The 14,169-nt window shown below is 66.8% G+C and carries 13 protein-coding genes; 3 read left to right on the top strand and 10 right to left on the bottom strand.

The genetic code is table 11. The features are described from left to right. Nucleotides 1-229: 229 nt before the first annotated feature. The 5 genes from rpe to fni form a co-directional block, all read right to left on the bottom strand. Nucleotides 230-901: a ribulose-phosphate 3-epimerase gene (rpe, locus tag DYI37_RS08940; RefSeq protein WP_116682843.1), complete on the bottom strand. Its 672-nt coding sequence runs from the start codon at nucleotides 899-901 to the stop codon at nucleotides 230-232. A gap of 130 nt (nucleotides 902-1,031) precedes the next feature. Next, complete coding sequence (gene tkt, locus DYI37_RS08935) at nucleotides 1,032-3,026, bottom strand: transketolase (protein ID WP_116682842.1); 1,995 nt, start codon at nucleotides 3,024-3,026, stop codon at nucleotides 1,032-1,034. Between the two features lie 35 nt (nucleotides 3,027-3,061). Continuing rightward, nucleotides 3,062-3,937 carry a phosphoribulokinase gene (locus DYI37_RS08930; protein WP_116682841.1) on the bottom strand — a complete coding sequence of 292 codons (876 nt, stop codon included), beginning with the start codon at nucleotides 3,935-3,937 and terminating at the stop codon, nucleotides 3,062-3,064. 32 nt (nucleotides 3,938-3,969) lie between these two features. After that, complete coding sequence (locus tag DYI37_RS08925) at nucleotides 3,970-5,013, bottom strand: class 1 fructose-bisphosphatase (RefSeq protein ID WP_116682840.1); 1,044 nt, start codon at nucleotides 5,011-5,013, stop codon at nucleotides 3,970-3,972. Between the two features lie 130 nt (nucleotides 5,014-5,143). Further along, nucleotides 5,144-6,211, bottom strand: a complete 1,068-nt coding sequence (fni, locus tag DYI37_RS08920) for a type 2 isopentenyl-diphosphate Delta-isomerase (RefSeq protein ID WP_116682997.1) — start codon at nucleotides 6,209-6,211, stop codon at nucleotides 5,144-5,146. Between the two features lie 259 nt (nucleotides 6,212-6,470). Between fni and DYI37_RS08915 the strand changes: the two genes are divergently transcribed. From DYI37_RS08915 to DYI37_RS08905, 3 genes are all read left to right on the top strand, one after another. Further along, entirely contained in the window at nucleotides 6,471-7,400 is a 930-nt protein-coding gene (locus tag DYI37_RS08915; protein ID WP_245413840.1) for a polyprenyl synthetase family protein, read from the top strand. A gap of 139 nt (nucleotides 7,401-7,539) precedes the next feature. After that, on the top strand, nucleotides 7,540-7,899 hold the full coding sequence (locus tag DYI37_RS08910; protein WP_116682838.1) for a DUF952 domain-containing protein: 360 nt from the start codon (nucleotides 7,540-7,542) through the stop codon (nucleotides 7,897-7,899). After that, complete coding sequence (locus tag DYI37_RS08905) at nucleotides 7,896-8,996, top strand: quinone-dependent dihydroorotate dehydrogenase (protein ID WP_116682837.1); 1,101 nt, start codon at nucleotides 7,896-7,898, stop codon at nucleotides 8,994-8,996. Before DYI37_RS08910 ends, DYI37_RS08905 begins: the two co-directional genes overlap by 4 nt. Nucleotides 8,997-9,356: 360 nt before the next feature. Here DYI37_RS08905 and DYI37_RS08900 read toward each other — a convergent pair whose 3' ends face one another. From DYI37_RS08900 to DYI37_RS08880, 5 genes are all read right to left on the bottom strand, one after another. Continuing rightward, entirely contained in the window at nucleotides 9,357-10,172 is an 816-nt protein-coding gene (locus tag DYI37_RS08900; protein WP_116682836.1) for an ABC transporter permease, read from the bottom strand. Continuing rightward, nucleotides 10,169-11,065: an ABC transporter permease subunit gene (locus DYI37_RS08895; protein ID WP_116682835.1), complete on the bottom strand. Its 897-nt coding sequence runs from the start codon at nucleotides 11,063-11,065 to the stop codon at nucleotides 10,169-10,171. Before DYI37_RS08895 ends, DYI37_RS08900 begins: the two co-directional genes overlap by 4 nt. Nucleotides 11,066-11,080: 15 nt before the next feature. After that, nucleotides 11,081-12,235, bottom strand: a complete 1,155-nt coding sequence (locus tag DYI37_RS08890) for an ABC transporter ATP-binding protein (protein WP_116682834.1) — start codon at nucleotides 12,233-12,235, stop codon at nucleotides 11,081-11,083. A gap of 82 nt (nucleotides 12,236-12,317) precedes the next feature. After that, nucleotides 12,318-13,415, bottom strand: a complete 1,098-nt coding sequence (locus DYI37_RS08885) for a polyamine ABC transporter substrate-binding protein (RefSeq protein ID WP_116682833.1) — start codon at nucleotides 13,413-13,415, stop codon at nucleotides 12,318-12,320. Nucleotides 13,416-13,641: 226 nt separating this feature from the next. After that, a complete protein-coding gene (locus DYI37_RS08880; protein ID WP_116682832.1) occupies nucleotides 13,642-14,169 on the bottom strand; it encodes a GNAT family N-acetyltransferase in 528 nt (175 codons plus the stop codon).

Genomic DNA, 14,169 nt, shown 5'->3' with positions numbered 1-14,169 from the left:
CTCGGGCTCGCGCTGCGAAACGACCCTGACCCCGGCGACGGGGTCGCGGTCTTCAGCGGACACCCCGTTCGCCTCCGACGCGATATGTTCGAAAGGCCGTCTCTTCCATTCGGGAGAGGCGGCCTTTTCGCGTCGGGCCACACAAACGGCGAGGCCCACGATGGTTCGCATCACATGGGACTTCAGGCGGCGGAGCCTGGACGCTCACACCTCTCTCGGATCGACCGCCTCAGCGGCCTTCGCCGACCGAGCGGCGGATCGCCGTCATGTTCGCGGCGTAATGGTCCGGCGTGCCGCCCTTGAAGACGGCCGAGCCCGCGACCAGCACATCGGCACCGGCCTCCACCACCAGCGGTGCGGTCTCGGGCGTCACGCCCCCGTCGATCTCGATATGGATGTCGCGGTCGCCGATCATCCGCTTCACCCGGCGCACCTTCTCCACCACCGGATGGATGAACTTCTGGCCCCCGAAGCCCGGATTGACGGTCATCAGGAGGATGAGGTCGAGCCGGTCGAGAACGTATTCGATGACGCTTTCCGGCGTCGAGGGGTTGAGCGAGACGCCCGCCTTCTTGCCCAGCGCCCGGATCGCCTGGAGCGAGCGGTCGAGATGGGTCGTGGCTTCCGCATGGACCGTGATGATGTCGCATCCGGCCTTGGCGAAGGCTTCCAGATACGGGTCGCACGGCTCGATCATCAGGTGGCAGTCGAACACCTTCTTCGAATGGCCGCGCACCGCCGCGACGATCGGCGGACCGAAGGTGATGTTCGGCACGAAATGGCCGTCCATCACGTCGAGATGGATCCAGTCGGCCCCCGCCTCGTCCACGGCGCGGATCTCTTCGCCCAGACGCGAGAAGTCCGCGGACAGGATCGAGGGAGCGATCAGAAGGGGTTTCATGGGTCTCAACCGTCCGTATGATGAACTGGAACGGGCTGGGTGGGCCCCGCAGCCGGCCCCGCCTCGCCTCTCAGCGCCAGGGCCGCCCTCGCTTCGAGTGGGCCCTGTGCGCTCGCACTGTCTCCTCACCTCAGGCGACGAGGTCCTTGGCCGCCGCGACGACGGCGTCCGGCGTGATGCCGAAATGCTCGAAGAGCTTGGGCGCGGGGCCCGAGGCGCCGAAGCCCGTCATGCCGACGAAGCGGCCGCGATCGCCGAGGAACCGGTCCCAGCTCATGCCGATCGCCGCCTCGACGGCGACGCGCGGCGCCGAGCCGAGCACCGATGCGCGATAGCTCTCGTCCTGTTCGAGGAAGAGTTCCATCGACGGCATCGAGACCACGGCGGCGTTGAGGCCGTCCGCCTTCAGCGTCTCGGCGGCCTTCAGAGCGATCTCGATTTCCGAGCCGGACGCCATCAGCGTCACGTCGCGGTTTCCGGATGCTTCCCTCAGGACGTAGCCGCCGCGAAGGGTGAGATTTTCGGAAGCCTCCTCGCGCACCACCGGCAGGCCCTGGCGGGTGAGCGCCAGAACCGAGGGACGATGGGTCTCGGCGAGCGCGGCCTCCCAGGCCTCCGCCGTCTCCACCGCATCGGCCGGACGGAAGACGAGCATGTTCGGAATGGCGCGCAGGGCCGTCAGATGCTCCACCGGCTGATGGGTCGGGCCGTCCTCGCCGAGCCCGATCGAATCATGGGTGAGCACGTAGACGACGCGCAGGCCCATCAGCGCCGACAGGCGCATGGCGCCGCGCGCATAGTCGGAGAAGACGAGGAAGGTGCCGCCATAGGGGATCAGCCCGCCGTAGAGGGCAAGGCCGTTCATGGCCGCGGCCATGCCGTGCTCGCGCACGCCGTAATGGAGATAGCGGCCGGAGAAGTCCTCGGCGGTGACCGGGCGCATCTCCTTGGTCTTGGTGTTGTTCGACCCGGTGAGGTCGGCCGAGCCGCCGATCGTCGTCTCGACGACGGCATTGATCACTTCGAGCGCCATTTCCGAGGACTTGCGGGTCGCGACCTTCGGCTTGTCCTGAACGAGGGCGTTGCGATAATTCTGCATCTCGCCGGCAAGGCCCGACGGCAGGACGCCGGAGGTGAAGGCCTCGAAATGGTCGCGCTCGGAATGGGCCGCGAGCCGCTTCTCCCAGGCCTCGCGCGCCTCGCGCCCCTTGGCCGCCACCTCACGCCAGCCCTTGACCACGGCCTCCGGCAGTTCGAACGGCTCTGATTCCCAGATCAGCTGCTTGCGGGTGAGCGCGATTTCCTCGTCGCCCAGCGCCTCGCCATGCACCTTGTGGGTACCGGCCTTGTTGGGCGAGCCGTAGCCGATGATCGTGCGGCAGGCGATGAAGGCCGGCTTGTCGCTGGCGCGCGCCGCCTCGATGGCCTCTCGAACCGCGTCCGCGTCGTGGCCGTCCACGGACCAGGTGTTCCAGCCGGCCGCCTCGAAACGGGCGACCTGATCGGTCTTCGAGGCGATCTCCACCTTGCCGTCGATCGAGATGCCGTTGTCGTCCCACAGGACGACGAGCTTGTTGAGCTTCAGCGTGCCGGCGAGATCGATCGCCTCGTGGCTGATGCCCTCCATCAGGCAGCCGTCGCCGGCGATGACATAGGTGTGATGGTCGACGAGATCGTCGCCGAAGCGGGCATTGGCGAGGCGCTCGCCGATCGCCATTCCGACGGCGGTCGACAGGCCCTGGCCGAGCGGCCCGGTGGTGGTCTCGATGCCGGCCGCATGTCCGTATTCGGGATGGCCGGCGGTGCGGCTGCCGAGCTGGCGGAAATTCCTCAGCTGGTCGATGCCCATGTCCTCGTAGCCGAGAAGGTGGTGCAGGGCGTAGAGCAGCATCGAGCCGTGGCCGGCCGAGAGCACGAACCGGTCGCGATTGGGCCAGGAGGGCTTGGACGGATCGACCCGCAGGAAGTCCCGGAACAGCACCGTTGCGACATCGGCCATTCCCATCGGCATGCCGGGATGGCCGGAATTGGCCGCTTGGACCGCATCCATCGCAAGCGCGCGGATCGCGTTCGCCATATCGTTCGCATTGCGGTCGGTGGTCTTCGGGGAGGGTCGTTCGGACATGGGGCCTCGGTTCGTCTGACGGGCTTGGGTTTCGATCAGGATGCGCGTCGTTTGCGCTCCATCAGCTTGAGAATCAATGGCGTGAGGATCAATTGCATCGCAAGATCCAGCTTTCCGCCCGGCGCGACGATGCAGTTGGCCCGCGACATGAAGGAGTGCGGGATCATCGACATCAGATAGGGAAAGTCGATGCCGCGCGGATTGGCGAAGCGGATCACGATCATCGATTCGTCCGGGGTGGGGATCCACCTCGCGATGAACGGGTTCGACGTATCGACGATCGGAACGCGCTGGAAGTTGATGTCGGTGAGCGCGAATTGCGGGCAGATATACTTCACGTAGTCGGGCATGCGCCTGAGGATCGTGTCCATCACGGCCTCGGTGGAATAGCCCCTCGTCGAGCGGTCGCGGTGGATCTTCTGGATCCATTCCAGATTGATCACCGGCACCACGCCGATCTTCAGGTCCGCATGGCGGGCAAGATCGATCCGGTCGGTCTTCACGCAGCCGTGCAGCCCCTCGTAGAACAGGAGGTCGGACCCCTCCTTGAAGGGGCGCCAGTCGGTGAACTTGCCCTCGGCCAGCCCGTGCTCGCTCATCTCCGTCTCGTTGTGCACGTAGTGCCGGGTGCGGCCCGTGCCCTTGCGCCCGTATTCCTCGAACACGGCCTCGAGATCCTCGAGGAGATTGGCCTCGGGCGAGAAATGGGAGAAGTCGGGAATGCCCTCGGCCGCAGCGCTCGCCATCTTCAGGCGCATCGCGTCCCGGTCGTAGCGATGGAACGCGTCCCCCTCGATATAGGCCGCCTCCACCTGCTCGCGCCGGAAGATCTGGTCGAAGATGTCCTTGACCGAGGTCGTTCCGGCGCCGGACGATCCGGTGATGGCGATGATGGGGTGCTTGGCGGACATGGGCTCGAAGGCTCGCTGGGTCCCTCTGGCTGTCAGGAGCTGAAGAGCGAGCGCTTGCCGAACAGCGGCGAGCGCTCGGCGAGCGCGTCGGAATCGGCGATGTAGCGGGCGATGCGCTCCACCTCGCGCTTGGAGCCGAAGACGAAGGGCACGCGCTCGTGCAGGCTTTCGGGCTCGATGTCGAGAATGCGCCGCGTCCCGTCGCTCGCCGCGCCGCCGGCCTGCTCGACCAGCATGGCGACGGGATTGGCCTCGTACATCAGGCGCAGACGACCCTTCTGATAGCCCTTGCGCTCGTCGCCCGGATAGAGGAACACGCCGCCGCGCGTCAGGATGCGATAGGCGTCGGCCACCAGAGAGCCCACATAGCGCATGCCGAATTCGCGCTCGCGCGGGCCTTCCGCGCCGGCCAGCAGATCGTCGATATAGTTCCGGATATGGGTGTCCCAGTGCCGGTAGTTCGACATGTTCGCCGAGAATTCCTTGGCGCGCGGCTCGATCGAGACCGAGGCGGTCTGTTCGACGAAGCCGCCGAACTTCGGCGAGAACAGGAAGACGTGGGTGCCGTCGCCGACGGTGAGGACCAGATGCAGCTGCGGGCCGTAGGTGAAGAAGCCGGCCGCGAGCTGGTTCGCTCCCTTCTGCCGGAACACCGTGTCCGGGTTCGCCTTCTGCTCGGCCGACACCGGCAGGATCGAGAAGATGGTGCCGATCGAGACATTGGTGGAGATGTTCGACGATCCGTCGAGGGGATCGATCGCGATCGCAAGGTCCCCGTCCTCCGACAGGCGCACCGGCCCCTCCTGCTCCTCGGAGCCGAAGAAGGCGAAGCCGGAATCCTTCGCGGCCTTGAGGAAGGCCTTGTCGGCGAGGACGTCGAGTTCCTTCTGGATGTCGCCGTCGGAATTGGTCTCGCCGCGCTGGCCGCCCAGATCGCCGGAGGTGCCGCCCTCGATGATGGTGTTGCGAACCTTCACCGCCGCCGTGCACAGATGCCGGATGGCGTCCGCGATCGGCCGCCCGCTCGCCGCGCCCTCGAGCGCGGAGGTGAGATAGGCGTCGAGCGACGATGGCATGGTGGTTCCTCCCGGATGAGACATGCTGGTTTCCGCCTTCTCTAGACACCAGGGGCGCGCAGGAAATCAAGTGCGCCACCGGCTCGAACGGGCCTTCCTCCTCATCCCGCGCCGCTCTCGGGCGAAGGGGTCAGAGCGCGAAGTCCGGCGGATCGATCAGCCGGGCCCGCCTCAGATCGGCGACCGAGGCAGAGCCGGTGCAGAAGCAGGCGATTCGCAGGGTCTCGATCACATCCTCGAAATGGGCGACGACCGCCTCGCCCGACGTCTCGGCCGCCTCGAGGGTCGCGGCCGCCTGACCGGCGATATCGGCCCCGAGCCGGATCGCCCTCGCCACGTCGAGCCCGGTTCTGATGCCGCCAGAGCCGATCAGCGGCACCGTCGGACAGGCCACACGGACCTCGGCGATCGCGCGCGCGGTCGGGATGCCCCAGCCCGCGAACTGCCGGGCGATCGCCGCCCGGCGCGCGTCCCCTGCTCTTTCGGCCTCGACGCCGGCCCAGCTCGTGCCCCCGGCGCCCGCCACGTCGATCGCCGCGACCCCCGCCTCCACCAGCCTCCGCGCGGCGCCGGGCGAGATCCCCGCGCCGACCTCCTTGACGACGACCGGAACGCGCAGCCGCGAGCACAGGGATGCAATCGCGGACAGGACGCCGCGCCAGTCGGTGTCGCCGCCGGTCTGCACCGCCTCCTGCAAGGGATTGAGATGGACGATGAGGGCGTCGGCGCCGATCATCTCGACCGCACGCATGGCCTCGTCCTCGCCGTAGCCGAGGACGAACTGGGCCCCGCCGATATTGGCAAGGAGCGGCACGGAGGGGGCGAGATCGCGCAGGCGCCGGTCGAGGCCACCACCGCCCCGGCCCTCGATCGCCACGCGCTGGGAGCCGACGCCGAGCGCGATCTTCAGATGCTCGGCAGCTTCCGCGAGGTGCCGGTTGATGCGGCTCGCCCGGTCGGGCCCGCCGGTCATCGAGGAGATGAGAAGCGGCGCGGCGAGACGCCGGCCGAGGAACGGGACCGAAAGATCGATGTCCGCAAGCGAGATCTCGGGCAGGGCCACGTGCTCGAACACGATCCGGTCGAGGCCGGTCGCGCTCGCGCCGGGCTCGGCGTCCTGCCTCAGGACGATGTCCAGGTGATCGATCTTGCGCGTGGCGATGTCGCTCGCCGGCCGTGTGTCGCTTCCATCGGTCACATTCAAATCGTCCCGCCTTTCACGTCAAACCCGGCATCCGGGGGTGTTTCCGGATCGTAATTCGCTGTAACCGTGTTAGCATTGGATTTGAACAGGTCGCCAGCGGCTTCGCGTCGCTGCGCCGAGGCCCGGCTCTTGCAGGGTTTGAGGCGTGCCGGCCCCGTTCGCTGAAAAACCTGATGGCCTTGAACCGAGGGAACGTGATCAGCTTGCCTATCCGTTGCGTTGACGCCGCATGAGTTCGCCGACGTCCGAAGACATGGGTCGCCTGCTCGAGCGGATCGAGGATCGCCTCGGCTCGCTCCTGCCGCCTTGCCTGGAGGGCCAGGAGCCCTTGCGCGGGGCGATCGAGACCAGCGTTCTCGCGCCCGGCAAGCGGCTGCGCCCGATGCTCGCGGTTCTCACCGCGCTCGATCTCGACGGCAATGTCGAGGCAGCCCTCGACGGCGGCTGCGCGATCGAACTCGTCCACACCGCCTCCCTCGTCCTCGACGACCTTCCCTGCATGGACGATGCCACCTTGCGGCGTGGACGCAAGCCGACCCATGTGGAATACGGCGAGGACACCGCGCTTCTCGCCGTCATCGCCATGCTCTCGCGCGCCTTCGAGATCGTCGCGGCGACGCCGAGCCTCGAGGCCGAGCAGCGCACACGCTGCGTGGCGGCGCTCGGCAAGGCGGTCGGCACCAGCGGCCTCGTCGCCGGCCAGTTCGCCGATCTCAGCGGCGCGAGCGAGACCCGCTCGGCCGACGATGTCGCGCGCACCAACGCCCTGAAGACCGGCGCGCTGTTCCTCGCCGCGATCGAGATCGGCATGATCGGCTCGGGCGCGGCCCCGACGATCCGCCGCGAGCTCGAGGCCTTCGCGCGCGAACTCGGCCTCGCCTTCCAGCTTCTCGATGATCTCCTCGACGACGGCCCGAATGCGGGCGCGATCGGCAAGGATGTCGGCCAGGACACCGGCAAGTCGACCATCGTCTCCATGATCGGGCGCGCCTCGACCGAGGAGCAGATCGATCGCCATATGCGGACCGCGCTGTCCCATCTGGAAACCGGGCTCGGCCCGGACAGCCGGCTGTCCCATCTCCTCCACGTCATCTGGACGAGCGCGCGCAAGGAGGCCGCCCGCGCCAAGTCCGCAAGGACCATGGGCGAGGCGAGGATCGACACCCAGGCCTGCATGCCGTGAGCACGGTATGGCGGAGATCGCGGGGCACGGCCCTCCTATCATCCGCCGCCGGCCTCTTTCGGGTCGCGGGCTGTTGAGAACCGGCCCTTGCGCGCAAAGCCCCATTGATCGGAGCCGAGGGAGGCGCCAAGACGAAACCATGGCCGACCCGATCTATAAAATCATGACGCTCGACGAGTGGGACGAAACGCGGCGAACCGGCGTCTTCGCCGGCGCGCCGGTCGATCTTGCCGATGGATACGTGCATTTCTCGACCGCCGGACAGGTGCGCGAGACCGCCGCCAAGCATTTTACGGGCCGGCAGGATCTGCGGCTCGTCGCGGTCGATCCGGGCGCCCTCGGCGATGCCCTGCGCTGGGAGCCCTCGCGCGGCGGCGCCCTGTTTCCCCATCTTTACGGCACGCTTCCTGTCTCGGCGGTCCTGTGGGACCGGCCCCTGCCGCTCGATGCCGGGGGCGTCCACCTGTTCCCGGACGATCTCGGCCAAGGCCCGCGATGAGCGCGCTCTACCGCCTTCTGCGAAGCGCCCTCTTCCGCATGGATGCCGAGCGCGCCCACGACCTGTCGATCGCCGCGCTGAAGCGCGGCCTCGTGCGCGGCGGCAAGGTGCCGGTCAACGACCGGCTTCGGGTCTCGGCGGCCGGGCTTTCCTTTCCCAACCCCCTCGGCCTTGCGGCAGGCTACGACAAGAACGGCGAGGCTCCGGACGCGCTTCTTCGCCTCGGCTTCGGCTTCGTCGAGGTCGGAACCCTGACGCCGCGCCCGCAGGACGGCAATCCGAAGCCGCGCCTCTTCCGCCTTCCCGAGCACGAGGCGGTGATCAATCGCTTCGGCTTCAACAATTGCGGTCATGCCGACGCTCTCGAGCGTCTGACGGCCCGGCGCCGCCGGCCGGGCATGGTCGGCGTCAATGTCGGTGCCAACAAGGATGCCGAGGACCGGGTCGCCGACTATGTCGAGGGCATCGCGAATTTCGCGCCGCTCGCCACCTATCTGACGATCAACGTCTCCTCGCCCAATACGCCGGGCCTTCGCGACCTGCAGGCGAGCAAGGAACTCGACCGGCTGCTCGAGCACGTCATCGCGGCGCGCAACGGCGAAGCCGCCGTCTCGGCGACGAAGCGGGTCCCGGTCTTCCTCAAGGTCGCGCCGGACCTGACACAGACGCAGATCGCCGAGATCGCCGAGGTCGCGCAGAAGCGCAAGGTGGACGGGCTGATCGTCTCCAACACGACCCTGTCGCGCGAGGGCGTCGAGATGGCGGCGAAGGCCGGCGAGACGGGCGGCCTGTCGGGCCGGCCGCTGAAGGCGCGCTCGACGGCGGTGCTCGCGAACTTCCGCAAGGCGCTCGGGCCCCAGATGGCGCTGATCGGCGTCGGCGGCGTGTCGGATGCGGCGAGCCTCGTCGAGAAGATCGAGGCGGGCGCCGATCTCGTCCAGCTCTACACCGCCTTCGTCTATGGCGGCCCGGCGCTTCCCGCGCGCATTCTCCAGGGTCTTCTCGACCATCTCGAACGCGGTGAAATCGCCAATCTCCGCGCCCTGCGCGACCGGCGGACCGAGGAACTGGCAGAGAGTTTCGCCCTCCCCGCCTGATGCCGCCTGAAACCACCCGATGCCGTTTGCCGGCACCGCTCGATGCTTCTGGAGGAAGGACGGACCGCCCGCGCGAGATTTCGGCGGCCGCATACCCCATTTGGGCGATGCGCCGGGGCGTTCGTTCGTCGTCTTCTCAATCGTGCCTCCGGGCCCCCTCCCGAGGACGGATAGGCCGGGCGACGTCGCAAACGCCCCAACTGACGTTCGCTCCAGCTTTTCCGCCTCGCGCCGGCACGATCGGTGTGCTCCCCCTCGGGAGGGGCGGCAGGCCTCGTCGAACAGGACGGGTTTGCGCGGCGAACGTTGCGATGATCTCACCCTTGCGGGCGCACAGCCGCACGGTGTCCGCCCTATTCGTCAGGCGAAGGCGGCCTGTCCCTCGCGCTCGCGACGCACCTGCCGACGCTTGTTGAGGAGGGTCGCCGTCAGGACGCCGGCCGTCACGATGGCGATGAGAATGGTGCAGACCGCGTTGATCTCCGGCGTCACGCCGAGCCGCACCTGGCTGTAGATCTTCATCGGCAGGGTCGTCGCCGAGGGGCCGGTCGTGAAGCTCGCGACGACGAGATCGTCGAGGGAAAGCGTGAAGGCCAGCAGCCAGCCGGCCGCGACCGCCGGCCAGATCACCGGAAGCGTGACGGCGAAGAAGGTCTTTGCCGGCGTCGCGCCGAGATCCATCGCGGCCTCTTCCAGCGAACGGTCGAAGGAGAGAAGCTTCGATTGCACGACCACGGCGACGAAGCACATGGAGAAGGTGATATGGGCGAGCGTCACCGTCCAGAAGCCGCGATCGAAGTCGACCGCGACGAAGAGGAGGAGGAGCGAGAGCCCGGTGATCACCTCCGGCATCACGAGCGGCGCATAGACCATGCCCGTGAACAGGACCCGGCCCCGAAAGCGCGTATAGCGCGTCAGCGCGATCGCCGCGAAGGTGCCGAGGATCGTCGCCATCGTCGCCGAGATCAGGCCGACGCGCAGGGTGACCCATGCCGCGTCGAGGAGGCCCTGGTTCTGGAAGAGCTGCGTATACCAGCGCGTGGAAAAGCCCGACCAGACCGTGACGAGGGGCGAGGCGTTGAACGAGAAGATCACCAGGATGACGATCGGCAGGTAGAGGAAGCCGAAGCCGAGAACCAGCGAGACGAGGTTGAAGCCGCTGAGCCGATGTCTCATTTCGCCGCCTCCCGGTCCTGGATGCGCTGGAAGACGACGATCGGCACCACGAGGATGAGGAGAAGGATGATCGCCACCGCCGAGGAGACCGGCCAGTCGCGATTGTTGAAGAACTCCATCCACAAGGTCTTGCCGATCATCAGCGTCGAGGAGCCGCCGAGAAGATCGGGGATGACGAATTCGCCCACCGCCGGGATGAAGACGAGGAAGCAGCCGGCGACGACGCCGGGAAGCGAGAGCGGGAAGGTGATCGACCAGAAGCTCTTCAGGGGCGGCGAGCCGAGATCGGAGGCAGCCTCCAGGAGGCGCGGATCCATCCGGTCGAGGCTGGCGAAGATCGGCATCACCATGAAGGGCAGATAGGAATAGACGATGCCGATGAAGATCGCCGTCTCGGTATTGGTGATCACCAGCGGCTGGTCGATCACGCAGAGGAAGAGGAGGAACTGGTTGAGAAGCCCCTCGGGCTTCAGGATGCCGATCCAGGCATAGACGCGGATGAGGAAGCTCGTCCAGAAGGGCAGGATCACCAGCATCAGGAGGAACGGCTTCCAGCCCTCGGGCGCCCGCGCCATCGCATAGGCGAGCGGATAGCCGATCATGAAGGTGAAGACCGTCGAGAAGAAGGCGATCCTCAGGCTGATCAGGTAGGAGTTGAGATAGAGCGGATCATCGGCGATCCACGCATAGTTCTCGAAGGTCAGCTGTCGCAGCGAGTCCCACCAGGTCGCCGGATCGTCGAAGGTGGGCGTATAGGGCGGGATCGCCGTCGCGATCTGCGAGAGCGACAGCTTGAGGACGATGAGGAAGGGCACGAGGAAGAGGACGGCGAGCCAGAGATAGGGCAAGCCGATCGCGATCCTCCGGAATCCCCCGCTTCTGACGACCGTCATTGTTCCATCGCCCCCTTACGCGCTCAGGACCAGCCCGGCATTCGGCTCGAACGACACCCAGGCCCGCTCGCCCCAGGTCATCTGCACGGCGCTCTCCCGGCTGGAATTGAGCATGGAGACGCGCACGATCCGCTCGCTGTCGAGCTTCAGGTGGAAGGAGGTCATGTCGCCGATATAGGCGATCTCCCAGACCTCGCCGGACATCACGTTCGGGCCGTCGAGCGGGCTTGCCGAGATGCGCAGCTTTTCGGGCCGCACCGCATAGGCCGTCTTCGCGCCGATCTGGAGCGCCCCGCCCCGCTCCTCGTTCCCATCGACCTCGATCGGGTGTCCGTCCGCCGTCTCGATGGTCAGCCGGTCGCCGTCGCGGGCGACGAGCGTGCCGTCGAAGATGTTCACGGTGCCGATGAAGTCGGCGACGAAACGCGAGCGCGGCGCCTCGTAGATTTCCGGGGGCGTTCCCACCTGCAGGATCTTGCCGTCGCCCATCACCGCGATGCGGTCGGCCATGGTCATGGCCTCTTCCTGGTCGTGCGTGACCATGATGAAGGTCATGCCGAGCTCGTATTGCAGGTCCGTCAGCTCGAACTGGGTCTCCTCGCGCAGCTTCTTGTCGAGCGCCCCGAGCGGCTCGTCGAGGAGCAGGACCTTGGGCCGCTTGACGAGGGAGCGGGCGAGCGCCACGCGCTGCTGCTGGCCGCCGGAGAGCTGATGGGGCTTGCGACGGCCGTAATTCTCGAGCTTCACGAGCTTCAGGGCATCGGCCACCCGGTCCTCGCGCTCGGACTTCGCCATCCCGTCCTGCTTCAGACCGAAGGCGATGTTCTTGGCGACGCTCATATGGGGAAAGAGCGCATAGGACTGGAACATCATGTTGACCGGCCGCCGATAGGGCGGAATGCCGGTCATGTCCTCGCCGTCGAGGACGATCCGGCCCCGGGTCGGCACCTCGAAGCCGGCAAGGAGGCGCAGGAGCGTCGACTTGCCCGAGCCCGAGGCTCCGAGAAGCGCGAAGAATTCACGGTGGAAGATATCGGCGTTGAGATCGTCGATCGCCGCCGTGCCGTCGAACACCTTGGTCAGGCCCTCGAAGCGGATGAAGGGCTTGGCGGCAGGATCGGCCCAGGGTGCGAAACTCTTGCGAACCGATCCGAGAGACTGTGCTTTCAAGACCCTGTGACCCCCACGAGCGCCTGAGGAGACCGCCGCCCGGCCGAGGAGCCGGACGCGGCTTTGAGAGAGACCAGGCCGGCTACTGGCCGGTGACCACCCGGGTCCAGAGCCGGGTCTCCAGGCGCTGCTCGCGCGGGCCCTTGCTGGTCACGGCGAACAGACGCTTGCGCGTCTCGGCATCGGGATAGATGCTCGGATCGTTGAGGATCTCCGGTTCGACGAATTCGTCCGCCGCCGCGTTGCCGTTGGCGTATTTGACGAAGTTCGTCGCCTTGGCGATCACCTCCGGGCGCATCATGTAGTTCATGAACTCGTAGGCTTCCTCCGAATGCGGCGCATCGGCCGGGATCGCCATGTTGTCGAGCCAGATCACCGCGCCTTCCTTCGGGATCTCGTATTCGATCGTCACGCCCTGGCCGGCCTCCGCCGCCCGGTCGCGCGCCTGCAGGATATCGCCGGACCAGCCATGGGCCATGCAGATGTCGCCATTGGCAAGCGCCGAGATGTATTCGGAGGAATCGAACTTGCGGACATAGGGCTTGATCGCGAGCAGCAGGTCCTCGGCCTTCTGCAGATCCTCGGGATTGGAGGAGTTCGGATCGAGACCGAGATAGTTGAGCGCGGCCGGAACCACCTCCTCGGAGGTGTTCAGCACGTAGACGCCGCAATCTGCGAGCTTTGCGACGAGTTCGGGATCGAAGAGGAGATCGTAGGTGTTGAGCGGCTGGTCCTCGCCCAGACGCTTCTTCACTTCGGCCACGTTGATGCCGAGGCCCGTCGTGCCCCACATGTAGTTCACGGCATGTTCGTTGCCCGGATCGTAGCGGGCGAGGCGCTCCAGCACGTCCTTGTCGAGATTGTCCCAGTTGGTGAGCTTGGACTTGTCGAGGGTCTGGAAGACGCCCGCATTGATCTGGCGTTCCAGGAAGGTCCCCGTCGGAACCACGATGTCGTAGCCCGAACCGCCCGCGAGAAGCTTCGTCTCGAGGATCTCGTTGGAATCGAACACGTCGTAATTGACGGTGATCCCGGTCTCCTTGGTGAAGTCGGCAAGGATCGACTCGTCGATATAGTCCGACCAGTTGTAGACGTTGACGACGCGGTTCTGCGCGCTCGCCTGTCCGATGCCGCCGGCGGCCAGGGCCGCGCTCAGTGCCAGGAGGATGGTCCGTTTCATCAACAGCTGCCCCGTGTTCGATCACAGAAGAAGGCCCGTTCGCGCGAAGACGGATCAAAGGCGCGAAGGCGTCGCGTTCCTGTATATGGACCCGCTTTGCGCACGTCCATGGCCGGGGCGGCGAAAGGCGCGGCGTTGGTGATGAAAAACTGCGCACGGTTTGCGCATGGAGTGCGGGCGGGCAGCGCGCCTTCGCTGCACCGCACGCCTGAACCCTTTTGACCCGTCAGAGCCTACGCGTCATGAAGACCGCATCCGGACCGTAGCTTGCGAGCTTTCCCGCCGGCAGACGCCCGGTCTCGGGCCGAAATCCGAAGCGCGACCAAAACCCCGCCGTCCCGTAGACCGAGACGAGACAGGCCTCTTTCAGCGGAACGGCGGCGCCGAGGAGAAGCTCCACCACCGGGGCCGCAAGCCCGCGGCCGCGCATCTGCGGCAGAAGCGCCACGTCGTGGATCAGAAAGGCGTCGGCACCGACAGGCAGCGCGCCGAGGATCTGGCCGAGGGCCGGAAGCTCCGGCAGGCGAACCGGATGACCGATCGCATAGCCGGCAAGCTCTTCGTCGCCGCCGCCATCCGGACGCGCGCCCGTCGAAAGCACGAAGGCGCCGCCCGGACAGATCCGCAGCCGGTCGGCGAAGACCTCGGGCGGCTCGGGAAGATCGGGATGGACGATCTCGCCGATCGCATCGAGGCGCGGAATGTCGCTCTCGCGAAGGGGCCGCCAGAGCGGCTGCGAAACGGATGCACTCAT

This window comes from Fulvimarina endophytica (assembly GCF_003403015.1).
GTDB lineage: Bacteria > Pseudomonadota > Alphaproteobacteria > Rhizobiales > Rhizobiaceae > Fulvimarina > Fulvimarina endophytica.
Note: the sequence above shows the minus strand (reverse complement) of the source record. Positions and strands in the feature narration are given on the sequence as shown.